22 protein-coding genes are annotated in these 26,920 nt (G+C 74.4%); 9 read left to right on the top strand and 13 right to left on the bottom strand.

Translation table 11 applies throughout. From position 1 onward, the window contains the following. The 4 genes from ACZ51S_RS17465 to ACZ51S_RS17450 are packed head-to-tail and all read left to right on the top strand — an operon-like array spanning nucleotide 1 to nucleotide 5,091. Nucleotides 1-1,317 (top strand): MFS transporter, encoded by a 1,317-nt coding sequence (locus tag ACZ51S_RS17465; protein WP_468804020.1) that lies wholly within the window; start codon nucleotides 1-3, stop codon nucleotides 1,315-1,317. After that, entirely contained in the window at nucleotides 1,314-2,552 is a 1,239-nt protein-coding gene (locus ACZ51S_RS17460) for an ATP-grasp domain-containing protein (RefSeq protein ID WP_468474612.1), read from the top strand. Before ACZ51S_RS17465 ends, ACZ51S_RS17460 begins: the two co-directional genes overlap by 4 nt. Continuing rightward, nucleotides 2,549-3,841, top strand: coding sequence for an ATP-grasp domain-containing protein (locus tag ACZ51S_RS17455; RefSeq protein ID WP_468961327.1), 1,293 nt, complete (start codon nucleotides 2,549-2,551; stop codon nucleotides 3,839-3,841). Before ACZ51S_RS17460 ends, ACZ51S_RS17455 begins: the two co-directional genes overlap by 4 nt. Continuing rightward, the gene (locus ACZ51S_RS17450) at nucleotides 3,838-5,091 is read left to right on the top strand and encodes an ATP-grasp domain-containing protein (protein WP_468961325.1); all 1,254 of its coding nucleotides are present in this window, start codon (nucleotides 3,838-3,840) and stop codon (nucleotides 5,089-5,091) included. Before ACZ51S_RS17455 ends, ACZ51S_RS17450 begins: the two co-directional genes overlap by 4 nt. A gap of 48 nt (nucleotides 5,092-5,139) precedes the next feature. On the opposite strand, the gene ACZ51S_RS17445 is transcribed toward ACZ51S_RS17450, so the two are convergent. After that, nucleotides 5,140-5,868, bottom strand: coding sequence for a hypothetical protein (locus ACZ51S_RS17445; protein WP_468961323.1), 729 nt, complete (start codon nucleotides 5,866-5,868; stop codon nucleotides 5,140-5,142). A gap of 383 nt (nucleotides 5,869-6,251) precedes the next feature. Next, nucleotides 6,252-6,662, bottom strand: a complete 411-nt coding sequence (locus ACZ51S_RS17440; RefSeq protein ID WP_467896707.1) for a rodlin — start codon at nucleotides 6,660-6,662, stop codon at nucleotides 6,252-6,254. Nucleotides 6,663-6,913: 251 nt separating this feature from the next. Between ACZ51S_RS17440 and ACZ51S_RS17435 the strand changes: the two genes are divergently transcribed. Both ACZ51S_RS17435 and ACZ51S_RS17430 read left to right on the top strand, forming a co-directional pair. Next, complete coding sequence (locus ACZ51S_RS17435) at nucleotides 6,914-8,536, top strand: hypothetical protein (protein WP_468961321.1); 1,623 nt, start codon at nucleotides 6,914-6,916, stop codon at nucleotides 8,534-8,536. A 579-nt stretch (nucleotides 8,537-9,115) separates the two neighbouring features. Continuing rightward, a complete protein-coding gene (locus ACZ51S_RS17430; RefSeq protein WP_468961444.1) occupies nucleotides 9,116-10,657 on the top strand; it encodes an MMPL family transporter in 1,542 nt (513 codons plus the stop codon). A 74-nt stretch (nucleotides 10,658-10,731) separates the two neighbouring features. On the opposite strand, the gene ACZ51S_RS17425 is transcribed toward ACZ51S_RS17430, so the two are convergent. Continuing rightward, the gene (locus tag ACZ51S_RS17425) at nucleotides 10,732-11,055 is read right to left on the bottom strand and encodes a putative quinol monooxygenase (RefSeq protein WP_388940705.1); all 324 of its coding nucleotides are present in this window, start codon (nucleotides 11,053-11,055) and stop codon (nucleotides 10,732-10,734) included. Between the two features lie 30 nt (nucleotides 11,056-11,085). Beyond that, nucleotides 11,086-12,078 (bottom strand): GlxA family transcriptional regulator, encoded by a 993-nt coding sequence (locus ACZ51S_RS17420; protein WP_468803313.1) that lies wholly within the window; start codon nucleotides 12,076-12,078, stop codon nucleotides 11,086-11,088. Between the two features lie 52 nt (nucleotides 12,079-12,130). Here ACZ51S_RS17420 and ACZ51S_RS17415 point away from each other — a divergent pair, with 52 nt between their 5' ends. From ACZ51S_RS17415 to ACZ51S_RS17405, 3 genes are all read left to right on the top strand, one after another. Next, nucleotides 12,131-12,526 (top strand): cupin domain-containing protein, encoded by a 396-nt coding sequence (locus tag ACZ51S_RS17415; protein ID WP_468885963.1) that lies wholly within the window; start codon nucleotides 12,131-12,133, stop codon nucleotides 12,524-12,526. A 381-nt stretch (nucleotides 12,527-12,907) separates the two neighbouring features. Beyond that, nucleotides 12,908-13,894 (top strand): aldo/keto reductase, encoded by a 987-nt coding sequence (locus tag ACZ51S_RS17410; RefSeq protein WP_468961318.1) that lies wholly within the window; start codon nucleotides 12,908-12,910, stop codon nucleotides 13,892-13,894. A gap of 287 nt (nucleotides 13,895-14,181) precedes the next feature. After that, complete coding sequence (locus ACZ51S_RS17405) at nucleotides 14,182-15,393, top strand: hypothetical protein (RefSeq protein ID WP_468961316.1); 1,212 nt, start codon at nucleotides 14,182-14,184, stop codon at nucleotides 15,391-15,393. A gap of 7 nt (nucleotides 15,394-15,400) precedes the next feature. On the opposite strand, the gene ACZ51S_RS17400 is transcribed toward ACZ51S_RS17405, so the two are convergent. The 9 genes from ACZ51S_RS17400 to galT all read right to left on the bottom strand — a co-directional run bounded on the left by ACZ51S_RS17400 (nucleotide 15,401) and on the right by galT (nucleotide 26,833). After that, entirely contained in the window at nucleotides 15,401-16,366 is a 966-nt protein-coding gene (locus tag ACZ51S_RS17400; RefSeq protein ID WP_468803309.1) for a glycosyltransferase family 2 protein, read from the bottom strand. A 63-nt stretch (nucleotides 16,367-16,429) separates the two neighbouring features. After that, nucleotides 16,430-17,797, bottom strand: a complete 1,368-nt coding sequence (locus tag ACZ51S_RS17395) for an AMP-binding protein (RefSeq protein ID WP_468961314.1) — start codon at nucleotides 17,795-17,797, stop codon at nucleotides 16,430-16,432. A 180-nt stretch (nucleotides 17,798-17,977) separates the two neighbouring features. Then, nucleotides 17,978-20,545, bottom strand: coding sequence for an ABC transporter permease (locus ACZ51S_RS17390; protein ID WP_468803307.1), 2,568 nt, complete (start codon nucleotides 20,543-20,545; stop codon nucleotides 17,978-17,980). Between the two features lie 55 nt (nucleotides 20,546-20,600). Continuing rightward, nucleotides 20,601-21,422, bottom strand: a complete 822-nt coding sequence (locus tag ACZ51S_RS17385; RefSeq protein WP_468803305.1) for an ABC transporter ATP-binding protein — start codon at nucleotides 21,420-21,422, stop codon at nucleotides 20,601-20,603. 195 nt (nucleotides 21,423-21,617) lie between these two features. Continuing rightward, nucleotides 21,618-22,295: a response regulator gene (locus ACZ51S_RS17380; protein WP_388940682.1), complete on the bottom strand. Its 678-nt coding sequence runs from the start codon at nucleotides 22,293-22,295 to the stop codon at nucleotides 21,618-21,620. After that, nucleotides 22,292-23,989: a sensor histidine kinase gene (locus ACZ51S_RS17375; protein ID WP_468474598.1), complete on the bottom strand. Its 1,698-nt coding sequence runs from the start codon at nucleotides 23,987-23,989 to the stop codon at nucleotides 22,292-22,294. The genes ACZ51S_RS17380 and ACZ51S_RS17375 overlap by 4 nt, the downstream gene beginning before the upstream one ends. Before the next feature lie 192 nt (nucleotides 23,990-24,181). Next, nucleotides 24,182-24,571, bottom strand: a complete 390-nt coding sequence (locus tag ACZ51S_RS17370; protein ID WP_468803303.1) for a hypothetical protein — start codon at nucleotides 24,569-24,571, stop codon at nucleotides 24,182-24,184. A gap of 91 nt (nucleotides 24,572-24,662) precedes the next feature. Next, nucleotides 24,663-25,808: a galactokinase gene (gene galK / locus ACZ51S_RS17365; RefSeq protein ID WP_468961311.1), complete on the bottom strand. Its 1,146-nt coding sequence runs from the start codon at nucleotides 25,806-25,808 to the stop codon at nucleotides 24,663-24,665. Beyond that, on the bottom strand, nucleotides 25,805-26,833 hold the full coding sequence (galT, locus tag ACZ51S_RS17360) for a galactose-1-phosphate uridylyltransferase (protein WP_468474595.1): 1,029 nt from the start codon (nucleotides 26,831-26,833) through the stop codon (nucleotides 25,805-25,807). The genes galK and galT overlap by 4 nt, the downstream gene beginning before the upstream one ends. Nucleotides 26,834-26,920: the final 87 nt, after the last annotated feature.

Genomic DNA, 26,920 nt, shown 5'->3' with positions numbered 1-26,920 from the left:
GTGAACTTCCGTCAGCTCCATCCGAACATCAAGCTGAGGCTCGGCATCGGATTCGTCCAGCGGATGCTCGGCATCATGCTGATGCCGCTGATGGTCATCCACCTCGCCACGCTCTACGGCGCGGCCGCGGCCGGCGCGCTGACCATGGCCGTGGCCGCGGCGGGCATCGCCAGCAACTTCGTCGGGGGCCACCTCGCCGACGTCCACGGCCGCAAGCCGCTGATGGTCGCCGGCGAGGTGGGGGCGGCGCTCACCTTCGCCCTGCTCGCCCTGGCCAACTCGCCCTGGTGGCAGTCCGGGGCGGCCACCTTCCTCCTCTTCCTGCTCAACACCTGCCTCGCCAGCGCCGCCACACCCGCCGCCGAGGCGATGATGATCGACGTCTCCACCCCCGAGAACCGCCGGCTCGTCTACACGGTCAACTACTGGTCGATCAACATGGCGTTCACCGTCGGCGCCCTGATCGGCGGCTTCTTCTACGGAGAACACTTCACCCTGCTGCTGGCGGGTGCGGCCGCGCTCTCCCTGGCGACCGCCCTGGTCACCTGGTGGCGGATCGCCGAGAGCGCCCCGGAATCCGCCGGAGACCGGGCGTCCGGCATCCCGGCCATGCTCCGCGGCTACCTCGCCGTCTCCCGGGACCGGGTGTTCCTCAGGCTGGTGGGCGCCGCGCTCCTCACCCGGGCCATCGAGGTCCAGATCGGCTACTACATCGCCGTCCGCCTCGCCGACGACTTCCCCGAACAGGCGCTGGCCGGCCTGGAGCGGTGGTTCCCCTCCGTGGACGGCGTCGCCATGCTCGGCATCCTGCGGGCGGTCAACACCGTCCTGGTCGTCGGCTTCGCCCTCTTCGCCGGCAGCATGTTCCGCCGGCTGTCCGACCGGGTCCGCCTCTACGCCGGGATCGCCCTCTTCACCGCCGGCCACATGGTCCTCGCCGTCAGCGACAACGGCTGGATCCTGATCGCCGCCGCCGTCGTCTTCACCCTCGGCGAGATCGCGAACGTACCGGTCAAGCAGGCCCTCCTGGCCGACCTGGTGGACCCGGCCGCCCGCACCAAGTACCTCGCCGCCTACGGCCTGGTGCCCCGCGTCGGCCTGCTCATCGGATCGGTCTGCGTGACCGTGGGAGCCTTCCTCTCCCCGGTCGGCATGAGCGTCCTCTACGGCGCCTTCGGCCTCGGCGCCATCCTCGTCTACCGCTCCCTGCTGCCGCTGCGCGGATCCCGCCGCCCCGCCGCGGAGCAGGAACCCGCCGCCGAGCGGCCGGCCGCCCCGCCGGCGACCGCACCGGCCCAGAACGGAGCCACGTCATGACCCCGCCCCGCGAGCCCGGCCGCATCCTGATGGTGATGCCGTACGAACAGCTCGTACGCAAGGCCGTCGAAACGGGATTCCAGGTCTGGTCGATCTGGGACCCGGCGCTGCGCCCGCCCGACTACCTCGACGCCGTCGCCGCGCACTCGCGGGAACTGCTCCCGGCCGACTTCACGGACGAGACGGCCCTGCGCGCCCTCGTCGCCAGGACGGCACTGGAGCACGACGTCCAGTACGTCCTGCACCTCGGCAGCGAGGCCACCATGGCCCCCGTGCTCGCCGAAGCCGAGGCCCTCGGCCTGTCGCCGAACACCGCCGAATCCGTACGGCTGCTCAACGACAAGCACGCGATGCGCGGCCTGCTCAACGCCGGCGGCGTCTCCGTCGTCCGGGCCCGGCGGGCCGAGACCCTCGCCGAAGTGGAGCCGCTGCTCGCCGAGTTCGGACTGCCCGCCGTCGTCAAGCCCACCAACACGGCCGGCAGCCGGGGGATCGCACTGGTCCGCACCGCCGACGACCTCGACGAATGGACCGAGCGCATCAAGGCCGGCGGTTTCGAAGGACCCTTCATCATCGAGGACTTCCTCGAAGGACCCGAATACAGCGTCGAGACCCTGACCGTCGGCGGCACCCACCACGTCGTCGGGATCACCGCCAAGCAGACGAGCGGCCCGCCCGGATTCGTGGAGACCGGGCACATCCACCCGGCCCCCCTCGACCCGGCCGACGCCGAGGCCGTACGCGACACCGTCACCGCCCTGCTCGACCTCACCGGCTACGCCTTCGGCCCCGCCCACACCGAGGTCATCCTCACCCCGGCCGGCCCGCGCATCGTCGAATCCCAGGCCCGCCTCGGCGGTGACCGGATCCCGCTGCTCGTGGAGGTCGCCACCGGCTACGACCTGGAGGCCGCGATCTTCCGCGGCCTGGCCGGCGAGGACGTCACCGTCCCCGCACCGCACCGGTACGCCTCCATCGGCTTCTTCCAGCTCCCCGCCGGACGCCTGGAGTCCGTCGAGGGCCTCGACGCACTGCGTGCCCTCGACCACGTCCACGGCGTGCACTTCCCGTACGCGCCGGGCGACGTCCTGCCCCGCACCACCGACTCCGGCACCCGCCACGGCTACGCCGTCGTCGACGCCCCGACCCCCTCCGGAGCCGCCGAACGGATCGCCGCGGCCCGCACCGCACTGCGCACCACGACCACTCCCACCCCGAAGGAAGCACTGCGATGACCGCCCCGACCGCGCGCGCCGCGGACCGCACCCTCCTGCTCGTCGGCGCCACGGACCAGCACCTCCAACGCGCCAAGGCGCTGGGCGTCCGCGTGGTGCTCCTCCAGCACCCCGACAAGATCAACGCCTACCAGACGGGCCTCGCCGACGCCCTGCTGATGGTCGACTACACCGACTGGGACACCGTACGGCCGCTCGCCGAGGCCGCCCGGGAGGTCTGGGGCTTCGACACGATCGCCTCCCTCACCGAGGCCGGCCTGGACATGGCAGCCCGCCTCAACGCCCACTTCGGCTTCCCCGGCACCGGCCCCGAGGCCAGCCGCCGCATGCGCGACAAGTTCCTGATGCGCCGGCACCTCACCGAGCGCGGCAAGCTGTCGATCCACTGGGACCGGGTCACCGACCGCGCTTCCCTCGACGCCTTCGCCGCCCTCGCCGGCTACCCCTTCATCATCAAGCCCACCGACGCCACCGCCGGCTTCGGCCTGCTCCGCGTCGGCGGCGCCGAGGAACTGGACGCGACCTGGGAGCGGATCGAGGAGCTGCGCGGCCGGCACACCGACCGCGGCTCGACCCTCTACAGGATCACCGAGTTCCTGATGGAGTCCTACCTCGACGGGCCCGAGTTCAGCGTGGAGGCCTTCAGCTTCGCCGGCCGCCACGTGGTGATCGCCGTGACCGAGAAGCTCGTCGACGAGACCCACTTCGCGGAGCTCGGCCACGCCCTGCCCGCCCGGCTGGCACCGGACGCCCACGCCCGGATCACGGCCGCGGTCGAGGACTTCCTCGACACGATGGGCGTCACCGACGGACCCAGCCACACCGAGCTGCGCCTGACCTCCCGGGGCCCCGTCGTCATCGAGTCCCACAACCGGGTCGGCGGCGGCCACATCAACGAACTGGTCGAGGCCGCCTACGGGATCGACCTCCTCGGCTACGGCGTCGCCTGGCCGCTGGGCCTGGTCGAGGCCCTCGCGGAGCCCCCGGAGGCACGCGCGGGCGCCTGCACCCGCTTCGTGCTCCGTGACCCCGGCACGGTCACGGCCGTCTCCGGCGTCGAGGAGGTCGCCGCCCGCCCCGACGTGCTCGCCGTGGAGGTCTCCGTGGGGCCCGGGGACCCGGTGCGCCCGCTGCGGGACAACTGGGACCGGCTCGGCTTCGCCGCGGTGACCGCGGCAGACACCGACGCCGCGATCGCCCTGTGCGAGCGGCTGACCGCGCGGATCCGCATCGACGTGACCCCGGCCCCGGTGCCGGCCGGCGCCAGAGAGCTGGAGGTCGCGGCGTGACCGCCCTCGTACTGCACCGGTTCCCCCTCGGCCCGTTCCCCTACGACCGCTGGCTGGCGGGACTCGAAGGCGGCGTGGTGGTGATCGCCGCCCGCGACCGGATCGAGGGCGCCCGCGAACAGGTCCCGGACGGCGACGGGGGCTACCGCAGGCTGGTCGTGCTCGACGACTTCGAGGACGAGGCACTCCTCGACCACGTCGCCCTCGAACTGGCCGAGGAGTACGGGGTCACCCACGTCATCGCCCCCCACGAGGCGGACCTGCTGCGGGCGGCCCGGCTGCGCGAGAAGTTCGGCCTGCCCGGGCAGCTGCCCGAGGAAGTGCTGCCCTTCCGGGACAAGCTGCTGATGAAGCGGCGGCTGGAGGCGGCCGGCATCGAGGTCGCCCCGTACTCCCTGCCCGGTACGGCCGACGGGGCGCGGGACTTCGCGGACCAGCACGGCCTGCCGCTGGTCTTCAAGGCCCGGGACGGCTTCGGCTCCATCGGGCTGAGGATCGTCACGACGCCGGACGAGCTGGAGCAGCACCTGGCCGAGGCCTTCCCGCCCGGCGCGCCGCCCCGGGAGGACCTGCTGGCGGAGGCGTACGTCCCGGGCCGGATGTGCCACGTGGACGGCGTGGTCGTGGGCGGCCGCACGGTGATGGCCTGGCCGTCCCAGTACCAGTACGACCTCTCCTCCTTCCGCGCCGACCCCGGCGCCCGGGTGGACCTCACCCTGGCCCCCTCGGACCCGCTGACCCCGCGCCTGCTGGAGGTGGCGCAGGAGGCGCTCGACGCCCTCGGCGGCCCGGCGGACTACTGCTTCCACGCGGAGGTCTTCCACACCCCCGACGACCGCCTCGTCGTCTGCGAGGTCGCCTCCCGCCCCGCCGGCGCGCGGATCCGGGAGGTGCTGGACGCGGTGTTCGGGGTGCACCCGGTCGAGCTGGCGGTGCGGGCGCACACGGGACTGCGGCTGCCCGTCCCGGCCGGGACGGCGGAAGGCGCCCGGCTGGAGCCGGTCCGCATGGCGGGCCAGGTCCTGATGATGAAGCGGCCCGGCACCGTACGCGCCATCCCGGTCACCCCCGAGGAGCCCTGGGTGGAGTTCTACGGGGTCTTCGCGGAACCGGGCGAGGTCATCGAAGAGGCCGCCCTGTCCTCCGACTTCCTCGCGGCCGCCGTACTGTCGGCGCCGACGCGGGAGGAGTGCGAGCGGCGCCTGCGGGAACTGGGAGCCCGGTTCGAGACGGAGATCGTGATCGGCTGACCGGCCGGCGGGCGACCAGGGTTCCCGGCTCCCGTCGCCTGCCGCCCGTCAGCCCGCGGACCCGGAGAGGAAGGCCCGCAGCCGCCGGTGCTGTCCCTGTGCGACGCCGGCCGGTACCGCGCCGGAGTACGCGGTCAGGACGCCGCCGGTACGGACGACCGTGACGGGCACGGTCTGCTCCATCGCGATGCCCGGCACCGTCCAGTCGAAGGCGACCGCGTCGTCCCCGGCCGTCGGCACGGGCCGCCGGCCGACGACGACGCGGGCGTCCTGGTCACCGTAGGCCAGGGTGTACACCAGGAACCCCCCGCACAGCGGTACGGCCTTCCTGAGGGACTCCAGCACCGCCGACGCCTCCTCGACGGTGTGGCTCGACAGCGCCACGGAGTGGAGCTTCCCGAAGTCGACGTTCCGACGGGCGTCCGAGGCGCCCGAGCGCGGCGCTACCGTGGCCACCACCCTGGCCGCCGGCCGGTGCGCCGCCCCGTGGTCCAGCTCGAAGTCGACCAGGGCCTGGCACTCCGCGGGATGTCCCGGGGCGACCCGGGAGGCCACGGCGGAGGGTGTGGCCGCGGCGGCCGGCCCCCGGGCCGTGACGACGAAGCCCGGCAGGTCCTTCCCCGAGGGCAGGACCGACAGCAACTCGGCCGCCGTCAGCGGCTCCGCGCGGCGCGACCCCGCCCCGGCTCCCGACCCGGCGGGCCCGCAGGCCGAGGAGACGGCCCCGCAGACCAGCAGGGCGACGGCCACCGCCATGACGCGCGGACGGCGCGGCATCGGTACCCCCCTTCGTCGACGTCAGACCATTGTCGGCCCTGGGGCGGGTGCGCTGACCTGGGACTTACGGTACAGTTCATCTCGAGCTCGCAGCCGCGGAAACACGGTGGTGGGACCGGCGTTGGTGGTCCAAGGAAAGACACCCCACTTCCCGTGGGGGAATGCAGGTGCAAGGCCTGCCCAGCGCTCGATCAAGGCCCCGGCCTCCTCACGGAGACCGGGGCCTTTCGTCATGCGCCCCCGTGCCGCCCGTCCCGGGGCCCGAGCGGCACGGGGGAGTCCGGGATCCCGCACAACGGCGCCCCCGGGGAACGCGAATGGGCCGGCCGTGGGTGTTCGTGCGGACGCCCACGGCCGGCCCGCTCAGCGGCGGTAGCCGGAGGTCAGCTGCCCGCGGACAGGTTGCCGGAGAGGACCGGGATGTTGCTCAGGATGTGGGAGAGCGGCTCGTCGCCCTTGGCCTGGGTGGAGTTCTCGGTGCACTGCTGGTTCTGCGGGTTGGACAGGACGTTGATGTCCTGGACGCCGACGTTGACCAGGGCGAGGAGCGACTGGACGTTGACCTTCGCGGGCAGGCCGATGCAGGGCTTGTTGAGGGTGCCCTGGACCAGGCCGAGCTGGGGGCTCTGGTCGCCGGTGGTCTTCTGGTTGCCGTAGATCTGCTGGGCGCCGTTGCCGTTGACGGTGTTGATCCCGTTGTCGTTGCCGATGGCCATGGCCGGAGCGGCGACGGCGGCACCCGCGCCGACGGCGGCGGCGGTGGCTGCTGCGGTGACCATCATCTTCTTCAGCATTCGAGAACTGTCCTTCGCTGTAGCGGAAACGAGCCCCGGATCGGGGGATCCGCCCTTGTAACGGCAACACGGCCGGGGACGTGGCGGTGCGTCACCCGAACGGCAGAGCGCCGCCCCCGCCGCCGCGCCCCCCAAGGCGCCGACCGGGTGCCCCTGACCGGAACATCGCCACACCGGCCGCCACCCGTCGTTGGAGGGTACGGCCCCCGCCCCTCCGCCCCCTCGACGCGCAGTCACGACCGGAGCCGCCCATGACCTCTGTCGCCCTGCTCCGGCGGCCCCCCGCCGCCCTCCCCCTCACCGTCAGGGCCGCGCTCGCCGCGACCGGTTGCGCGCTGCCGCTGTACGCCGTGTGGGCGTCGGTCCTGGCGACCGGCGGAGGGGACCTCGCGGCCCAGACGACCTGGGCGGACTTCACCGCCCGCCACCCGGGCTCCGCCTACAACCTCGCCTGGCACGGAGGGCTGCACACCGCTGCCTACAGCCTCGTCTCGCCGTACGCCATGGCCGCCTTCGGCGTGGTCCCGGTCACCGTGGCGGGCGGGCTGGCGGCGACCTGGCTCGCCGGACTGCTGTGCGCGCGCAGCGGAGTCCGGTCGCCCGAACGGCCCGCGCTGGCGGCGGCCCTCGCCCTGTGGTGCCAGGCGGCGTCGGGGCGTACGACCTTCGTCCTGGGCGTCGCCTTCGGACTCGCGGCGGTACTGGGAGTCCGGTTCCGGACGTCCGGCGGCCGGGCGGGACGGCTCACCGCCACCGCGCTCTGCGCCGCCCTCGCCACCATGGCCAGCCCCGTCGCCGGACTCTTCCTCCTCCTGATCGGCACGGCGCTCCCGCCCGCGCCCGGCCGCCGGGCCGCCGAAGCCGCCGTCCTGCTCCTGCCGCCCTGTGCCGTACTCGCCCTGACGGCCTGGCTCTTCCCCTTCCGGGGCGAACAGCCCATGCCGGCGGAGCGGATCTGGCCGCCGCTGCTGATGTCCCTGGCCGTCTTGGCGGCGGCACCGCGCGGCTGGCCGTGGGTCAGACGCACCGCCGCGCTGTACGCGGCCGCCGTCGTGCTCACGTACGCTGTCCCCTCCCCGATGGGGACGAACGTCGAGCGGCTCGGCTGCCTCGCCGCGCCCGCCCTGCTCCTCGCCGCCGCGTCGGCGTCCGGCCGCGTACGCAGCGCCCTGGCCGGGGCCGGCCTCGCCCTCTGCCTGCTCTGGACGGGCGGGAACACGGCCGCCCACCTCGCCGATACCGTACGGGTCCCGGCGTGGGCGGCGGAGACCGACGGGGTCCTCGCCGAGCTCGGCCGCCTCGGCGCGGACCGCACCCGGGTGGAGGCCGTCATGGCGCGCAGCCACCGCGAGGCCGCCGTCCTCGCCCCGTACGTCACCCTGGCCCGCGGCTGGAACCGGCAGGCGGACGTGGAACGCGGCCGCCTCTTCTACGGGGCCGGCGGCCTCGCCCCCGACGCCTACCGTGCCTGGCTCGACCACTGGGCCGTGGGCCTCGTGGTCCTGCACGACGGCCCGCCCGACGCCGCCTCCGAGGCCGAACACGCCCTGGTCACCGGCGCGCCCGCCTACCTGGAGCCGGTGTGGCGGGACCGGAACTGGCGGATCTACCGCGTCCGGGACGCCGTTCCCCTCGTGGACCCGCCGGCCACCGTACGGAGCTCCGGCGCGGCCGGGATCACCCTCCGTATGCCCCGGCCCGGCACGGTGACCGTGCGGATCGTCGACTCGCCCTGGCTGACGGCCGACGCCGGCTGCCTCGAACCGATGCGGGGGAGACGCGAGGACGGCTTCGTCCGGCTGACCGTACGGGAACCGGGCGACGTCACCATCGGCTCCGCCTACCTCGCCGAAGGCCGCCGATGTGCCGCCTGAGCACGGTGCCCGCCCGGCTCGCCCTGGTCTGCGTACGCCACCACGTGCCGGTGCTGCTGCTGTGGCTGCTGCTCCTCGCCGCCGGGGCGGCCGCCGCCGGACCGGTGGCGGACGGCATGGACCGGCGGCCCTGGAGCGTGGCCGCGCACGAATCGGTGCGCGGCAACCGGCTGCTGGACGGCGTCCGCCCCTACGGGGGCCAGATCGACGCGGTGGTGTCCGGCGTGCCGGTGACCGACCCGGACCTCCGCCGGGAACTCGCCGCGGCGCGCCGCGACCTGGCCGCCGTCCCCGGCGTACACGCCGTCACCCCCCTCACCGAAGGCGCGTACGCCGCCGGCCGGCGGGCCGTGCTGCTCTCCGTCCGGCTGGACCGGGAGCAGGCCGGGCAGGACCGCCGGCGCTGCGAGCGGGCCGTGGAAGCCCGGCTGCGCGCCGTGCGGCGGGCCGTGCCCGGCTCCGCGGTGACGCTCGGCGGCAGCGACCGGGCGCGCGCCGAGGTCGCGGCGCGGACCCTGGCCGACACCCGGCGCGCCGAACTGATCACCCTGCCTCTGACCCTGGGGGTGGTGTTACCTCCTGTTCGGCGGCCTCGTGGCGGCCGCCGTGCCGCTGTTCGCCGCCGTCGCCACGATCGGCACCGGGATGCTCTGGCTCCTGCTGCTGTCACGCTGGTACGACCTCACCTCCCCGGTGCTGTCGACAACCACGATGGTGGGCCTGGGCCTGGCCGTGGACTACTCGCTGCTCACCGTCGGACGCTTCCGGGAGGAGCTCGCCGCCGGCCACGACGTCCCGGAGGCGGTGGTGCGGACCATGGGCAGCGCGGGCCGCTCGGTCCTGTTCGCCGCCCTGGTCGTCGCGGCCGCCCTCAGCGGGCTGGCCGCCTTCCCCAGCGACTTCTACGCCTCCGTCGGCCTGGCCGCGGCGGGCACGGTCCTGCTGTCGCTGGCCGCCGCCGTCACCCTGACCCCCGCACTCCTCACGGCCTGCGGGAAGCGGATCGGGGCCCGCGCCTGCCGGGAGGCCGACGAGGGTGCCTTCGCGGCGCTGGCCCGCTGGACCCGCCGCCGGGCCCCGGCCGTCGCCGTCGGGGTCGGGGTCCTGCTGCTGGCCGCCGCCGCGCCCTTCCTGCGGGTCCACCTCGTCAGCCCGGTCGGCGAACTGCAACTCCCGCCGGGCACCGAGGCGAGGCGCTTCGCCGACCTGGTCACCGAGGAGTTCCCCCAGCACCGCGCCGACGCCGTCGTGGTCGTGGCCCGTACCGGCCCGTCCCGGCTGACGGCGTGGGCGGAGCGCTTCGCGGCCGTACCGCAGGTGGAGCGGATCGAACCCGCCACCGCCGCGGGTCCCGGGGTCTCCGTCGTCCGCCTCGTACCGGTCCCCGACGAGGACGCGGCCACCGCCACCCGGCTGGTGGAGCGGCTCCGCGCGGACCGCCCGTCGGAATTCCCCGTGTGGGTGACCGGACGGGCCGCGCTCGACGCCGACTTCAGGGCCGAGGTCGTCGAGCACGCGCCGCGCGCCGCCGCCCTGATCGCCCTGACCAGCTACGTCCTGCTGCTGGCGATGACCGGCTCGGTGCTGCTCCCGCTGAAGGCGATCGTGATGAACACCCTGTCCCTCGGTGCCTCGTTCGGCGCGCTCGTCCTGGTGTTCCAGGACGGCTGGTGCGCGGGGCTCCTGGGCGTGCACACCCTGGGCGGCCTGGGCTACTGGCTGCCGGTGGTCGTGTTCGCCCTGGCCTTCGGCCTGTCCATGGACTACGAGGTGTTCCTGCTCTCCCGCATCCAGGAGCTCTACCGCGCCGGCGCCGGCAACGACCTGGCCGTGGAGGCGGGCGTGCAGCGTTCCGCCCGCATCATCAGCTCATCGGCGCTGCTGATGTGCATCGTCTTCACCGGCTTCGCGACGGGGGAGGTGCTGGTGATGAAGCAGCTGGCGACAGCGCTGACCCTGGTCGTGGTGGTCGACGCCACGCTGGTGCGCTGCCTCCTGGTCCCCGCCACCATGACCCTCCTGGGCCGCGCCAACTGGTGGTCCCCACGCCCCCTGCGCCGCCCCCGCCCGGCCGCCGGGAGCGGGTCCACGGCGCCGCGAGAGGAGGCGGCGGTTCGCTGAGCACGGGCGCCCGGGCGACGGTCTGCCGCGTCCGTCCGGGCGGTCGGCAGCGGCAGACTGGGCGCCGGGCCGGTTCAGTCGATCCGGAGCTCGCCCATCCGGCTCCAGCCGGTGGCGCCCTCGATGGTGGTGCTGACGATTTCGGGCGTGCGGGTGACCATCGGACGCATGGTCTCCAGCGCCGCCGCGAAGTGCTCGGAGGTGACGTGCGCCTCGGCCGCGTCGTCCTGGAACGCCTCGACCAGGACGTAGGTGTCCGGTTCCTCGAGGCTGCGGGACCACTCGAACCACAGGTTGCCCGGCTCGGCGCGGGTGGCGCGGGTGAACTCCGCGACCTTCTCCGGCCACTGGTCCACGTACGCGGGCTTGACGGCGAATTTCACCACAATGAAGATCATTCAGTCATTGTAGGCACGCCCGGGCCGCCGTCACACCGCCTCCGGCCCGAACCGGCGCCTGTACGCCGACGGGGTGATGCCCGTCTCGCGGCGCATCAGCGCGCGCAGGTTCGCGGCGGTGCCGAGCCCGCTGTGCCGCGCGACCAGCTCCAGGCGGGACTCGCCCCGCTCGAGCAACCGGCATGCCAGGGCGAGCCGTTCCCCCGTGAGCCACGCCAGCGGCGTCGTGCCCAGCTGTGCCCGGAAGCGGCGGTGCAGCGTCGCCGGGCTCACCACCGCGCGCTCCGCGAGGTCGGAGACCGTGAGCGGTGCGTCCAGCCGCTCCTGGGCCCAGGCCAGCACCGGCGCCAGGGACTCGTCGGGCAGGTCGGGGACCGGGCGCTCCACGAACTGCCGCTGGCCGCCGTCCCGGTGCGCCGCGAAGACCAGCCGCCGGCTCACCGCATTGGCGACCTCCGCGCCGTGGTCGCGTCGGACCAGGTGCAGTCCGAGGTCGAGCGCGGCCGCGCTCCCCGCGGCGGTGAGGATGTCTCCGTCGTCGACGAACAGCACGTCCGGTTCGAGGCGTACGGAGGGGAACCGGGCCCGGAAGGAGTCCGCCCACTGCCAGTGCGCGGTGGCCCGGCGCCCGTCGAGGACTCCCGCCTCGGCCAGGGTGAAGGCCCCGCTGCAGAAGCCGACCAGGCGCGCGCCGCGCGCGTGCGCCCGCCGGACGGCGTCGAGGACGGCCCGACGGCGGGGCACCTCGACGTCGGGGCGGTTGGGGACGATCAGGGTGTCCGCCGTGTCGGCCGCCTCCAGCCCGGCGACTCCCGTGAGCGTGAAGAACCCGTCCCGCATCTGCGTCCGGGGCTCGGGGGAGCAGAGCCCGAACGCGTAGAGGTCGCGTCCGGTCTCGGGCCGGCGCAGACCGAAGACCTCGGTCGCGCAGCCCAGTTCGAAGGGGTTCGAGTTCTCGTCGACGATCACGACGACCCGGTGTACTCCCGCCGGGCGCGGGGACTGCGAGGATTCTTTCGGCATCTGCGATTCCTAGCACTCACGGCCCTCGCGCGGAACCGCTCAGGATGGGCCCATGAGCAACGGACCCATCTCCCTGAGCACGGCCCTGGCCTCCTTCGACACCCTGTGGAGCCCCCGCATCGTCACCCGCGTCAACGACTACGACGTCCGCGTCGCCAAGGTCGAGGGCGAACACGTCTGGCACGCCCACGACCACACCGACGAGTTCTTCCTCGTGCTCGACGGCGAACTGCGCATCTCCCTGCGCGAGCCCGGAGGAGAACGCACCGTCCTGCTCCCCCGGGGAGCCGTGTTCACCGTCCCCCGCGGCACCGAGCACAAGCCCTCCGCGCCGTCGGGCGCCGCGCTCCTCCTGTTCGAGCCCTCCGGCACGCTCAGCGTGGGCGACCGTCACGAGGAGGTCCCGGACCACGTGGACGTGACGACCGGGCACGGCCTCGGCGGCTGAGCGGCCCCTCGCGCGGTCGGGCCCGGCGCGGAGTCCCCGCGCGGGCACGACCGAGGCCCGGGGGGACGTCGTAGCCGCGGGGCTGCGGTATGGTTGACCTCGAGCTCGCCGCCGGGGAAACACGGTGGTGGGACCGGCGTTGGTGGTCCAAGGAAAGACACCCCACTTCCCGTGGGGGAATGCAGGTGCAAGGCCTGCCCAGCGCTCGATCAAGGCCCCGGCCTCCTCACGGAGACCGGGGCCTTTGCCGTGTGCCGTGCCTCGTGCGCCGTGTCCCGTGCCCCGTGTCGGCCGCCGCTCGGCAGGCGGCGGTTGACATGGAGTGCGCTCCAACACCTAGCCTCCTGGTCCGGTGATGTTCCGAGATCAGGAGGAAGCGGCATGAACGGCGTACCCGCCCGGCACTTGGGCAGTCTGAAGGTTTCCGCGCAGGGCCTGGGATGCATGGGCATGAGCCACGGCTACGGCACGCCGGACGACGCGCAGTCGATCGCGACCGTGCACCGCGCCCTCGACCTCGGCGTGACCCTCCTCGACACCTCCGACTTCTACGGATTCGGCCACAACGAGGAGTTGGTCGGGCGGGCCGTCGCCGGCCGCCGCGACGAAGTGGTGCTGGCCACCAAGTTCGGCTTCGCCAACCGGCTGGGCGAGCCCACCCTGATCCGCGGTGACGCGGCCTACGTGCGGGAGGCGTGCGAGGCGTCGCTGCGGCGCCTCGGCGTCGATCACATCGACCTCTACTACCAGCACCGGGTCGACCCGAAGGTGCCGATCGAGGAGACCGTCGGGGCCATGGCCGAGCTCGTCCAGGCCGGGAAGGTCCGCCACCTCGGCCTGTCCGAGGCCGGGGCGGCCACCATCCGGCGGGCGCACGCGGTCCACCCGATCGCCGCGCTGCAGAGCGAGTGGTCGTTGTGGACCAGGGACCTCGAAGCGGAGACCGCCCCGCTCTGCCGTGAACTCGGCATCGGCCTGGTGCCCTTCTCCCCGCTCGGGCGGGGCTTCCTGACCGGCCGGTACAGCTCGGTCGAGGGGATGGCCGAGGACGACATCCGGCGCACGCAGCCGCGTTTCGCCGAGGGGAACCTCGAACGGAACCTGGCGATCGTCGCGCGGCTCGACGAACTGGCCGCGGCGAAGGGCATCACCACCGGGCAGCTCGCCCTGGCGTGGGTCCAGCACCGGGGCGACGACGTGGCTCCGATCCCCGGCACCCGGAGGCAGCGCTACCTGGAGGAGAACGTCGCGGCCCTGGCCGTGGAGCTGTCCCCCGAGGACCTCGCCGCCATCGAGGCCGCCGCGCCGGCGGAGCGGATCGCGGGCACCCGGTACGACGCCACCAGCCTCACCTTCGTCGACAACTGAGCACGGGCCGGTCCGCCCGGCGGGTGCGGGTCCGACGGCACGGCCGGGGCCTTCGCCCGTTCGGCGGAGCGGAGGACCGGCGGGTCCCGGGACGCCTGCCGGCGCGGTACGCGTGACCCCTGCGGGCGCCCCCGGATGCAGCCGCGCGAGGCGTTCGCCAGACTGACCGTGAAGCACGGCACCGTACGGGCCGCCAGGTCTCCTCCGCCCGGCCTGGCCATGCGGCGGACCACGGACCGCCCCCGGCGGGACCGGGCACCGCCGACGAGACGATCGCGGGGCTGGAGATGGTGGAACCGACCCGCCCGGCGGGCCGCGAGAATCGCCGGGCCCCCTGGCCGCCGGTCGTCGCGTGGCTGGTCTCGAACCTCCTCACCTGGATGGTCGCGAGGGCATCGGTCTCCGCCGACGGGTCGGGGGTGGCGTACTGGTCCACCGGCGGCCGCAGCCGCTGGGACTCCGCGCACTACCTGTCCATCGCCCGCACCGGCTACGAGATGTTCCGGTGCCGGGACCGCTATCCGGACTTCCGCGACGTCATGTGCGGAAACGTCGCCTGGTTCCCCGGATACCCGATGGCGGTCCGCGCGGTGTCGGCCACCGGGCTCTCCTACGAGCTCTCCGCCGTCGTCCTCACCGAAGTGTCCCTGCTGGGCATGTTCGTGCTGCTCTGGCGGCTGCTCGGCGCCCGGCTCACCTGGGCCACCGGCCTCACCCTCGCCATCGGTACGGTGTTCCCCGGCGGGGTCTACCTCCACGCCGCCTTCCCCGTCGCCACCGCCACCCTGGCCCTCCTGGTCTGCACCGACGGAGTGCGGCGCGGGTCCTGGGGGGTCGCCGCCGCCGGCGGTTTCGTGGCGGCCGCCTGCCATCCCGTCGGTGCCGTCGCCGTCGGCATGCTGCTCGCCGGCGCCTTCTTCGCGTGGCGGGGCGACACGTGGCCGGTGCGGTTCGCCAAGGCCGGATCGTCGGCCGCGCTCGCCAGCTGCGGAGTGCTCTGGGCCAAATGGCTGATGTGGCAGGCCACGGGCCACTGGGACGCGTACGAGATCATCCAGGAATCCAGCTACGGACAGGGCGGCCTGCACCAGCCCTTCGAGGAGATGGGCAAGGCGTACGGTTTCCCCTTCCGCGACTGGTACACGCCCGAGGGGCCGCTTCCGCCACTGGTGGAGCACGCCCTCGAGGCGCACCGGACGCAGCTGTGGCTGAACACAGCCTTCGCCGTGCTCGTCCTGGTGACGGCCGCCGTCCTGCTCGTACGGGACCGCCGGCTCGACGCCGGGCAATGGGCCGCCCTGGTCCTGACGGAGGCGGTGTTCCTCGTGCCGTTCCTCGCGGGTGCGGAGATGTCGTGGTACCGCAATCACGCGCAGATGTTCGTCGGGCTCGTCCTGGTCGCGCGGGCGTCCCGCTGGGTCCAGGTGCCCCTGCTGGCCTGCTGCGCGCTCCAGTACGCACTGCTGGGGGCGATGTTCTTCTCCGGAGTCCTGGTGTGACCGTCTCCTACCGCCGTTCGTCCTCCGTGTCGCGAGCGACGTGGTAGGTGGGCCGGCCCTGGACGGCCGTGTAGATGCGGGCCACGTACTCGCCGAGCATTCCCACGCAGAAGAGCTGGACGGCCCCGAAGAACAGGACCGTGATGATCAAGGAGGTCCAGCCGGGCAGGGTGCTGCCCCTCGCATGGGCGACGAGGGCCCAGACGAGGAAGGCGAGGCAGACGACGAGACTGGAGGCGCCGATCGCCGTGGCCAGGCGCAGGGGGACCGCCGAGAAGCTCGTGATGCTGTCCAGGGCCAGGAGGACCATCTTGTGGAGCGGGTACTTGGTGGCCCCGGCGGCCCGCTCCCCGCGCTGGTAGGTGATCCGGCCTTCGGGGAAGCCGAGCCACGGGATGAGCAGGCGGTAGATCCGCTGCTGCTCGGGGAGCGTCTTCAGGGTCTCCACCACGGGTCGGGACAGCAGGCGGAAGTCGCCGGCCTGGGCGGGCACGTGGGAGCCGGCCAGGCGGCGCATGAGCCAGTAGTACGCGGCGGCCGTCCGGCGTTTGAACCCGGTGTCGGCGGAGCGGTCCTTCCGGATGCCGTAGACGACGTCCAGACCGTCCGCCCGGGCCAGGGCAAGCATCTGCGGGACGAGTTCCGGCGGGTCCTGGAGGTCCGCGTCCATGCTGATCACGTACGAGCCCAGGGACCGGTGCAGTCCGGCGGTCAGGGCCGCCTGGTGGCCGCTGTTGCGCCGCAGGGTCACGACGCGCAGCTGGGGCCACGCACGGCGCAGGTCCTCCAGCACGCGGGGCGTCCGGTCGGTGGAGCCGTCATCGACGGCGAGGACCTCGTACGGTTCCCCGCCCCGGTCCAGGACGGGCCGCAGCCGCGCCGCGAGAACGGGCAGGGCCTCCTCCTCGTTGAAGACGGGAACCACGACCGACACAGAGACCGGTCCCCGCGGTGGCTCGTGCACAGCACTCATGATGCGGGAGGGGCCCAGAGCCGGCATGTCGGCCGGGAGGACGTCGCCCCGCCCGGCCGGTCCTCAGCCCGCCGGGGGCCGCTCGGGCCGCCGGCCGGTCACCACCAGGTCGCCCGACGCCGTGCGCCGTGCCAGGGCGCCGGTGCGGAAGTAGCCGTCGGCGGTGAAGGAGCGGGCGTTGTCCCCGGCCGCCCGGTAGTAGCCACGGGCGGTGTACGGGCCGCGGACCAGGAGTTCGCTGGGCTCCCCGTCGGGCACGTTCCGGCCGTCGGCGTCGACGACGAGGACCTCGTCGTCGGGCGACAGCGGGCGCCCCTGCGTGGTGAGCACGGACTCGTCCGGATCGCCGGGCCGCGTGAGCACGAGCGGCCCCTCGGCCATGGCGAAGACCTGCTGGAGCCGCCCGCCCAGTTCGCGCTCCACCCGCTCGGCGGTCGCCCGGGACAGGGGCCCGCCGCCGATCTGTACGAGACGCAGACTGCTCACGTCGGCCCGGACCGTGGCGAGCGCGTCGAGCCAGGCCTCGGCGGCGGCCGGCGGCAGCGAGGTCAGGGTGACCCGCTCCCGTTCGACGGCCGGGAGGCACGCGGCGGGGTCCGTCCCGTCGGCCAGGACGACGGTGCCGCCCACACCGAGCGTGCCGATGACGCCGGGGCACCCGAGGGCGAGGGCCGACCCGGCGGGCAGCGCGGCGAGGTACACGTCGTCCTCGGTGAGCGACACCAGCCCGGCCGCGGCCCGCGCCTGGTAGGCGTAGTCGTTGTGGGTGCGCGGAACGAGCCGCGGCGTGCCGCCGCCGTCGCCGTCGGCGGGCAGCAGGAACGCCACCTGGCCGGCGCTCAGCGGCAGCGCCGGCTCGGGTGCGGCGTCGATGGAACCCAGCGGGGCGTACTGGCAGTTCGACGGGTCGGTCGTCATACCGCCGTACGGGGACTCGGTCCCCGGCGCCTCATAGGTGAACACCCGCCGCAGGAAGGGCCACCGGGCCGCGATGTCCGCGGCCATCGCCGTGTGGTCGAAGCCCCCGTACGTGGCCGGGCCGACGTACCCGACGGCCTGGGTGACCCGTACGAGCTCGGGCACCCCGGACGCGGGGTACGCGACCGGGCAGAGGAGGGGGACCACGCCGGCCCGCATCAGGGCGAACACGGTGACGACGAGTTCGGGCACGTTCGGCAGCTGGACGACGACCCGCATACCGGGCCGCAGGCCGCGCAGCCGGAACCCGGCGGCCATGCGGTCCACGCGCCGGTTCAGGTGCGCGTAGGTGACGCGGGTGCCGCCGTGCACCAGCGCGGTCCGCGGCCCGTACTCCAGGGCCCACCCGCGCAGCAGGTTGTCCAGCGTGTTGCCGCCCCAGTGACCGGCCGCCCAGTAGCGGTCGACGCATTCCCCGGGCCAGGGGGTGCAGCCGTCGAGCAGGGATGCCAACGCGGTTCCTTCCATGCCGGTTTCCGGACCGGGCACCGTGCGGGTCGTGGTGCGCGGTGACGGGCCCTGACCTTGGCATTCCAGTCCGTCAGAGGACCCGCGCGCAAGGCGCGTTCCCGACCAGGACGGCCGGATCCCGTCAGCAGAAGGTCCAAAACGCCAGACCCCGTGGAACGGGCGCTACGCGTCCGCGACGGCGTGCAGCGGGCTGAGCGCGGCGGCCCGTCGGGCGGGAAGGGCGGCCGCCGCGGCGCCGACGGCCAGGGAGAGGAGGACGACGAGGGCGAGGGTGCCCCAGGGGAGGGAGAAGGCGTACTGCGGGATGGCCCCGTTGGCCAGTCCGCTGACCTTCCACGCCCCGAACAGGCCGCCGGCCAGTCCGAGCAGGGTGCCGTAGGCGGCGACCGTGAGGGACTCGAGGCGGATCATGCGGCGGATCCCGGTGCGGTCCATCCCGATGGCGCGCAGGACGCCGATCTCCCGGGTGCGTTCGGCGACCGACATGGCGAGCGTGTTGACCATGCCGAGGGCCGAGATGACCACCCCGATGACGAGCAGTCCGAACACCATGGTGAGGAGGTCACCGGCGACGCCCGCCTGCTCCCGGACCAGCTCGGCACGGCTCTGGACCTTCAGCAGGGGACTGTTGTCGACGGCGGCGCGCAGCCGCTTCCCGAGGTCGGCCGTGGCGGCTCCCGGCGCGGCGGCCACGAGGACGCGCTGCACGGAGTCGCGCAGGTAGCCGTACCGCTGGACATCGCCGCGGTCGGCGAGCACGTCCTGCACGGTCGGGTTGTCGCGGTAGATCCCGACGACCGTGTAGGGCCGGTCGCGATCACCCAGGCCGGGACCGATGGCCGCCGTGATCCGGTCACCGGTGCTGATCCGGTGGTCCCGGGCGAAGCCGCTGGAGACCGCGATCCGGCCCGGCCCGATCCCCTCGGCGGAGCCGCTGGTGAACCGGAGTTCCATGACGGCCCCCACGCTCTTCGGGTCGACGCCCGAGACCTGCCCGGCGCCGCCCCCGACGGTGATGACGGAGTCCGACACGGCGGAGGCGGCCGCGACACCGGGGACGGCGGCGATCCGCCGGACGGCGGCATCGTCCACGGCGGTGGTGGTGTTGCGGGTGCCGATGACGTAATCGGCGCTCAGACCGGCGGCCGCCTGGGAGTCCAGGGCCCGGCTGGAGGAGTGCCCGATGACGGCGAGCCCGGTCACCAGCGCCGTGCTGATCATCAGGGCCACGGCGGTGGCGGCCGTACGCCGGGGATCGCGCAGGGCGTTGTCCTTCGCGAGGCCGCCCACGACGCCGGTCCCGCGGGTGATCCGGCCGATCGACCGGATCACCGGACCCGCCAGCAGCGGCGCCAGCACGATGAGTCCGGTCACGAGGACGCCGCAGCCGAACATCGCGGTCCGCAGGTTCTCGTCCGAGGCGTCCTTCGCGCCGCCCAGGGAGAGCAGCAGGCCGGCGCCCGCCAGCAGGACGGCCCCGCCGGCCGCCGCCCGGATCCGGGACGGCTTCGCGGAAGGCGGCTGCCCGGCGGTGCGCATCGCCTCGACGGGAGCGATCCGCGCGGCGCGGCGCGACGGCAGCCACGCGGCGAGGACCGTGACGCCGACGCCCACGGCGAGGGAGGCGATGACCGGGGTGGGGCCGATCACCAACGGGCCGTCGGGCAGCGGGGCTTCCCCGGTGCCGAGCAGGTGGGGCAGCGCGGCGGCGACACCGAGGCCCAGGCCGAATCCGGTCACGGAGGCGAGCAGGCCCACGAGGGCGGCCTCGGCGAGCACGGAGCGGACCACCTGGCGCCGGGTGGCGCCGATCGCTCGGAGCAGCGCGATCTCCCGGGTCCGTCGCGTGATGAGCATGGTGAAGGTGTTGATGATGAGGAACGAGCCGATGAAGAGGGACACCACGGCGAAGACCAGGGGCAGCCGGGAGTAGCCGCGCGTTTTGGCACCGATGAAGACGGACTGCTGCTGGGCCTTGGCGGCCGCGGTGGTGGCCTCGGCGCGGTCGGCCGGCAGCAGCGCCCCCACCCGCCGTGCGAGGTCGAACGGGTCGGTGCCGGGCGAGGCGGTCAGGTCGATCCCGGTGTAACGGCCCGGGGCGGCGAAGAGCTTCTGGGCGGTGGCCCTGTCGAACACCGCGAGGGTGCCGCCGGACGTGACCCGGGTGTCGTCCGTGGAGACGATGCCGACCAGCCGCAGCCGCAGCACGGGGCCGTCCGAGGCCAGGGTGACGGTGTCACCGAGGGCGTACGAGCCGGCCCGTGCGGTGCCCCGGTCCAGGGCCACTTCGCCGCCGTCGCGGGGCGCGCGGCCGGCCGTCAGGGGGTAGCGGGCGTCCGTTCCGTCGGCGCCGGGGACGTAGGCGGCCGCCAGCTTGCCCATCGCGTTGCCGGCGCGCATCGGCGAGCCGTCCTTCGTGGCCAGGGTCACCGATCCGTCGACGGTCGGCCGGGCCGCGGCGACACCGGGCACGGCGGCCAGCCCGGCCACGAGCGCGTCGTCGAGGACGCCGGCGCGTTCGTCGGCGGGGGCGCCCACGGGGTGCTTCGGGTCCACGGTGACGGCGATGCCGGAGTAGTTGCGGGACATGGAGGCGCGGTAGGCGGCGGTGGTGGTGTCGGCGAAGACGAGCGAGCCGGAGATGAACGCGACTCCGAGACAGACCGCGAGGGCGGTCATGATCAGGCGCGTCTTGTGGGCGAGGACGTTGCGCAGGGCTGTTCGCAGCATGGGTGGGCTTTCGGAAGGCGTCGGCAGCGGGGGACGGGCGAAGGAGGAGTGCCGGTCAGCGGGCCCGGCCCGCGGCTTCGAAGGCGAGCATCCGGTCCAGGACGGCGCCGGAGGTCGGCTCCCGCAGCTCGTCCACGAGGCGGCCGTCGGCCAGGAACACCACGCGGTCGGCATGGGCGGCGGCCACGGGATCGTGGGTGACCATCACCACGGTCTGGCCCAGCTCCCGTACCGAGTCCCGCAGGAAGCCGAGTACCTCCGCGCCGGAACGGGAATCGAGGTTGCCGGTCGGCTCGTCGGCGAACACGATCTCCGGACGCGAGACCAGCGCGCGGGCCACGGCGACGCGCTGCTGCTGACCCCCCGACAGTTCGGCCGGACGGTGGGCGAGCCGGCCGGCGAGCCCGACGGTGGCGATGACGGTGTCCCTCCACGCGGTGTCGGGCTGCCGCCCGGAGAGCCGCAGCGGCAGGGTGATGTTCTCCAGCGCCGTGAGCGTGGGCAGCAGGTTGAAGCCCTGGAAGACGAAGCCCACCTTCTCCCGGCGCAGCCGCGTCAGCTGCCGGTCGTTCAGGCCGGACAGTTCCACCCCGCCGATCCGCGCCGAACCGGAGGTCACCGTGTCCAGGCCGGCCATGCAGTGCATCAGCGTGGACTTGCCGGAACCGGACGGTCCCATGACCGCGGTGAACCGGCCCCGCGCGAACTCCACGGACACCGCGTCCAGCGCCGTGACCCGGGTCTCGCCCTTCCCGTACGTCTTGGTCAGGCCGGTCGCGCGGGCGGCGGGCCCGACGGCCTCCGCGGACCCGGGGGGCACGGCCGCGGGAGGCACGGGAAAGGACGGCACGGGGGAGGACGGAAACGCGTGCGACATGGATGCTCCACCTGGAGGACGACGGCCCGCGCGAACCTGCCGCGCGCCGGGGACACTTCCATCCTCACGGCTCTGACCTGCGCGGACATCGGTCTCAAGGACCGAGTGGGCCTCTGCCGAAAGAGCGGCCCGGGCCCGTGCTCCTCTGCCGGAGGGCAGAGGTCCGGGCCGCCGCCCCCGCCCCGGGGCAGAGGCTCAGGAGGCCAGCCCGGTCCGGTGCGCCAGGAGCGCCGCCTGCACCCGGCTCGCCGAACCCGTCTTGTCCAGGATCGCTCCCACGTGCGTCTTCACCGTGCCGGTCCCGATGCCGAGCCGGACCGCGATCTCCTGGTTGGACAGCCCCTCGCCGAGCGCCGCGAGCACGTCCCGCTCGCGGCCCGTGAGCCGGGCGAGCCGCTCGTCCCCGTCCGCGCCGTCGGCGGGCCCCGGCTCGGGGGCGCCCAGCATCCGGGAGATCACCGCCCCGGTCACGCCGGGGGAGAGCACGGCGTCACCCGCCGCGGCGGCCCGTACCGCGCTGATCAGCTCCTGCGGCCCTTCGTCCTTCAGCAGGAACCCGGCGGCACCCTCCCGCAGCGCCCGGACGACGTTGTCGTCGTCACCGAAGGTCGTCAGCATCACCACGCGCGGCGCCGGATCCAGCGCGAGCAACGGCGCGATCGCCGCCAGCCCGTCGCACACCGGCATCCGGATGTCGACCAGCGCCACGTCGGGGTGGTGGGCGGCGGCCAGTTCGACGGCCTGCCTCCCGTCCGCCGCCTCGGCGACGACCTCGATGCCGTCGGCATGACGCAGGATCAGGCGCACGCCGTGCCGGATCATCGTCTCGTCGTCGGCGAGCAGGACACGGATCGGCCGGTCGGTCTCGGTCACGGGGTCTCCCAGGGTGCGGCGTCCCGGACCGACGGGACGGTGAAACGGTCGATGGCGGTCAGACGCTGTCCGGCGTCGAAGCAGTAGCGGGCCACCAGCAGCCCGCCGGGACGGGCCTCGGTCGCGCCGTTGAACGGGTAGACGCAGCCGGCCGTGCCGGCAGGACGCGGCGGCTCGTGCCCGGTGGCGGCGGCCCGGACCGCCGCGTTGTCCACGACGCCGAGGCCCGTCACGTCCGCGTACGTCATGCCGACCCGGGGCAGCGGGCGCGGTCCCGCGTCCCGCCGGGGCGCGCTGCCGTACACGAAGGCGGTCCCGAGGGCCATCAGCACGCACAGCGCCCCGAGACCGAGGGCCAGCGTCAGGGTGTTCGCGGCGCCGCCCTCGGACCCGGTGCCCCGCGGGCCGGGAGCGGTGGCGTCCGGCCCGGCGGGGTCCGGCCCGGCGGACGGCTCCGGGACGAGGGCGTCACCGGGCTCCGCCGGCAGGGCCGCGTCCACCCGGAACCCGCCGGAGGGCAGCGGGGCGGCGTCGAAGGCTCCGCCGAGGAGTTCCACCCGCTCCCTGAGGCCGGTGAGTCCGCGGCCGGTGCCCACGCCCGCGTCCCCGGCACCGGCGACGGCGGGTCCGGGCGGCGCCCCGTTGCGCACGGTGATCCGTACCGCTTCCCCGTCGTGGGTCACGCTGACGGTGACGTGCGCCGACGGGGCGTACCGGTGGACGTTGGTCAGGGCCTCGCGCACCACCCGGTGCGCCGCCCGGCGCACCGCCGCCGGACCGCCGTCGAGGTCCGGGCCCGTCCAGTCCAGCCGCACGGCGACCCCGCCGTCGCGGGACTCCGCCACCAGCGCCGCGATGTCGGCGCGGGTGCCCGTCGCGTCCGTCAGGACGTCCGGCCCGGCGTCCCGGCCCAGCGGCCCGAGCACCCCGAGGACCTGCCGCAGCTCGCGCATCGCGTCACGGGTGGTCCGCCGTACCAGGACGGCCTCCTCGCGCAGCTCGGGATCCGCCCGGCCGAGGGCCATCTCCAGCCCGCCCGCGTGCAGCGAGATCAGGCTGAGCCGGTGCCCGAGCAGGTCGTGCATCTCGGCGGCGATGCGCGAACGCTCATGGGTGCGGGCCTCGCTGTCCGCCGCCCGGCGCGCCCGTTCCGCCGCGTCCCCGCGCTCGCGCAGGGCCCGTACCAGACGCCGCTGCTGCCCCTGCGCCGTACCGACCAGCCCCGGCACGATCACCGCGGTCGGGGCCAGCACCAGGCCCAGCGCCAGACCGTACGGCACCCGCCCCGGACCGGCCAGCGGCGCGGCCGCCGTCGCCACCGCCACGAGGAGGCAGCCCGCCGCGGCCAGCAGCCGGGCCCGCTGCCGGGCCACGGCCGTGCGCCGCGCCAGGGCGTACGCGGCCACCGCGGCGAGGGGCCCGACACCGCTCGCCAGCCCGGTCAGGGCGGCCAGCGCGAGCATCACCGGCCCGGGGAACCGGCCGCGCAGCGGAAAGAGGCCGACGCCGAGAAGGATCACCAGCAGCTGCAAGGACGGGTGACGCACGAGCCCGAGACCCGCGACGGCCGCGAACACCCCCAGCCCCAGCAGGGCCACGCCGGCGGTCCCGGCCGCCGTACGCGCGCACCCGGACGGCAGCGCCCCGGACGGGACGCTGCGGGCAGGACGGCGGAAGGAGGGGATGCGGACCACGCTGACCAGTATTGATGCCGGCGCCCGCGGCGGCGTGAGCCTCGCGGGGGATCCGTTCCTCTGCCGAAAGGCAGAGAAGCCCGGCCGTGCCGCCCTCCAGGGGGCGCCGGCCGGGCCGGGACCCGTCGGCGCGGTCAGGACCCGCGCGCCGAACATCGGGCGGTATGGGCGGTATAGGCGGTATAGGCGGTCTCAAGGCCTCCGCTTCAGCGAGGCGACCGCGAGCGCCAGGGCACAGGTCACCACCAGGCTCCCGATCACGACCATGCCCACGCCGATCACGAACAGCCCGCTCCCGTCGTCCGACCAGTCGACGAAGGCGGCGGCGCCCAGACCGGCGCTGGTGCCGAGCACCGCGGCCGGGACGTACTGCCGGGCGGCCGCCCAGTACACCGGCACCAGCAGGGTGAGCACGAGCCCGATCACCTGCCACGCCTCGTAGGGGCCGGTCGTCGAACCGTCGGGCTGGACGTCCCGCTGCTGGTCCCACCCCAGCCAGGCGGCCCAGGCCGCCGTCGCCACCCCGGCCAGCACCAGGCCCGTCGACAGTTCGTGAGCCGGTCCGTGCGTTCGCTTGTTCATGCCTCCAGTGTTCGGCCCGCCCGGCCGTCCCGGCAGAGCGCGCATACTCATCCCCACCCGAGTAGGAACGCCGCCATCCGCTCCGGCCGGGTCAGGTGATCCTGCGGGCTCCCGCCGAGGGCACGGCCTCCAGCACCGCCGGGGGAGCGAACCCGGCCGCCGCGAAGGCATCCGTCACGGCCCCGCCCACGGACGCGGCCCGCTCCGCCGGAACCAGGGCGATCACCGAGCCCCCGAATCCACCCCCGGTCATCCGGGCCCCCAGCGCACCCGCGGCGACGGCGGCCTCCACCGCGAGGTCGGTCTCCGGGCAGGACACCCGGTAGTCGTCCCGGAGGGAGGCGTGCCCGGCGGTCAGCAGCGGGCCCAGGGCCTCCGGCTCGCCCGCCGCCAGACGCTCGACGGCCCGGCCGACCCGCCCGTTCTCGGTGACCACGTGCCGCACCAGCGGGACGAGTTCCCCGGGCAGCTCCGCCAGGGCCCCCGGCAGCTCCGTCTCGTCGAGGTCCCGCAGGGCGGGCAGGCCCAGCAGCCGCGCCGCCCGCTCGCACCCCGCCCGCAGGGCGGCGTACGCCCCGTCGGCGAGGTCGTGCTTGACCCGGGTGTCCAGCACCAGCAGCGTCAGGCCGTGCCCGGTGAGGTCGAAGGGGACCTGCCGGACGTCCAGACCGCGGCTGTCCAGGTACAGGGCCCCGCCCTCGGCACAGCACAGCGAGGCCATCTGGTCCATGACCCCGCATGGCACACCGGCGAAGGCGTTCTCCGCGTGCTGCGCCACCCGCGCCAGCTCCGGCCGGGACAGCCCCAGCCCGTACAGCTCGTCGTACGCGACGGCCACCGCGCACTCCAGGGCCGCCGAGGAGGACAGCCCCGCACCGGTGGGCACCGAGCTGTCCAGGTGCAGGTCGGCGCCGCCGACGGCCAGACCCCGCTCGCGCAGCGCCCAGACCACCCCGGCGGGATAGCAGGCCCAGCCGCCGCCCCCGCCCGGGGCGAGCTCCGTCACCGCGAACTCCGTGACCCGCCCGTCGCCCTGGGCGCTGTGCACCCGCAGCCGACCGTCGTCGCGGCGGCCGGCGGCGAGCACCGTGGTCTGCGGCAGGGCCATGGGGAGGGCGAAACCGTCGTTGTAATCGGTGTGTTCACCGATCAGGTTCACCCTGCCCGGGGCGGCCCAGACCCCTTCCGGGGCGCGGCCGTGGATCCGCTCGAAGTCCCGGCTCACCCGCGTGCTCACCGGACCTCCCGCAGTCGCCGGGCCGCGGTCTCGGGAGCCACGTCGTTCATGAAGGCGTCCATGCCGGATTCGGTGCCGGCCAGGAACTTCAGCTTGTCCGCGGTCCGCCGGACCGTGAACAGCTCGAGGTGCAGGGCGAGTTCCTCACCGCCCACGAGCGGGGCCTGGTGCCAGGCGGAGATGTACGGAGTGGGCTCCGCCAGCCCGAAGAGCCGGTCGAAGCGCCGCAGCAGGTCCAGGTACAGCCCGGGGAACTCGGCCCGCTCCGCCTCGTCGAGGCCGGTCAGGGCGGCCACCCTGCGGTGCGGGTACAGGTGGACCTCGTAGGGCCAGCGGGCGGCGTACGGGACGAAGGCCGTCCAGTGCTCCCCGGCGAGGACCACGCGCTCGGTGGCCGCGCGGGCCTCGCCGAGCAGGTCCTCGAAGAGGTTGCGCCCGGTGGCCGCCCGGTGGGCGGCGGCCGCGGCGAGGTGCTTGGCGGTCCGCGGGGTGGGGGCGGAGAACGCGTAGATCTGGCCGTGCGGGTGGGGGAGGGTGACGCCGATCTCGGCGCCCCGGTTCTCGAAGCAGTAGACCTGCCGCACGCCGGGGCGGGCCGACAGTTCGGCGGTGCGGTCGGTCCAGGCGTCCAGCACCAGCCGGGCCCGCTCGGGGGTGAGGGCGGCGAAACCGGAGTCGTGCTCCGGGGTGAAGCAGACCACCTCGCAGCGGCCGGCCGGGCCGGAGAGCGAGGGGAAACGGTTCTCGAAGACGGCCACCTCGTAGTCGCCGGCCGGGATTTCGCTCGGCCGGCCGTCCCGGGACGGACAGAGCGGGCAGGCGTCGGCGGGCGGGTGATGGGTACGGGACTGCCGGTGGGCGGCGATGGTGACCCAGTCGCCGGTGGCCGGATCCCGGCGCAGCTCGGGCGTGCTCTCCACGGGGTCGAGCGGCCGCAGGTCCTCGGCCCCGCGGTCCCGGCCGGGGGCGCTGTCGTAGTAGATGAGCTCGCGGCCGTCCGCGAGTTCGGTGACGGTCCTGTGCACGTGCAGGTCCTCGCCTCTGTAATCGTGGAGTTCTCGGGCGGCGGCAGGCGTGTGCGGTCCTCCCCGGACGGGGCCGACCGGCCTCGA

This window comes from Streptomyces sp. NPDC034043 (assembly GCF_055575675.1).
This window is presented reverse-complemented; position numbering and strand designations above follow the sequence as displayed.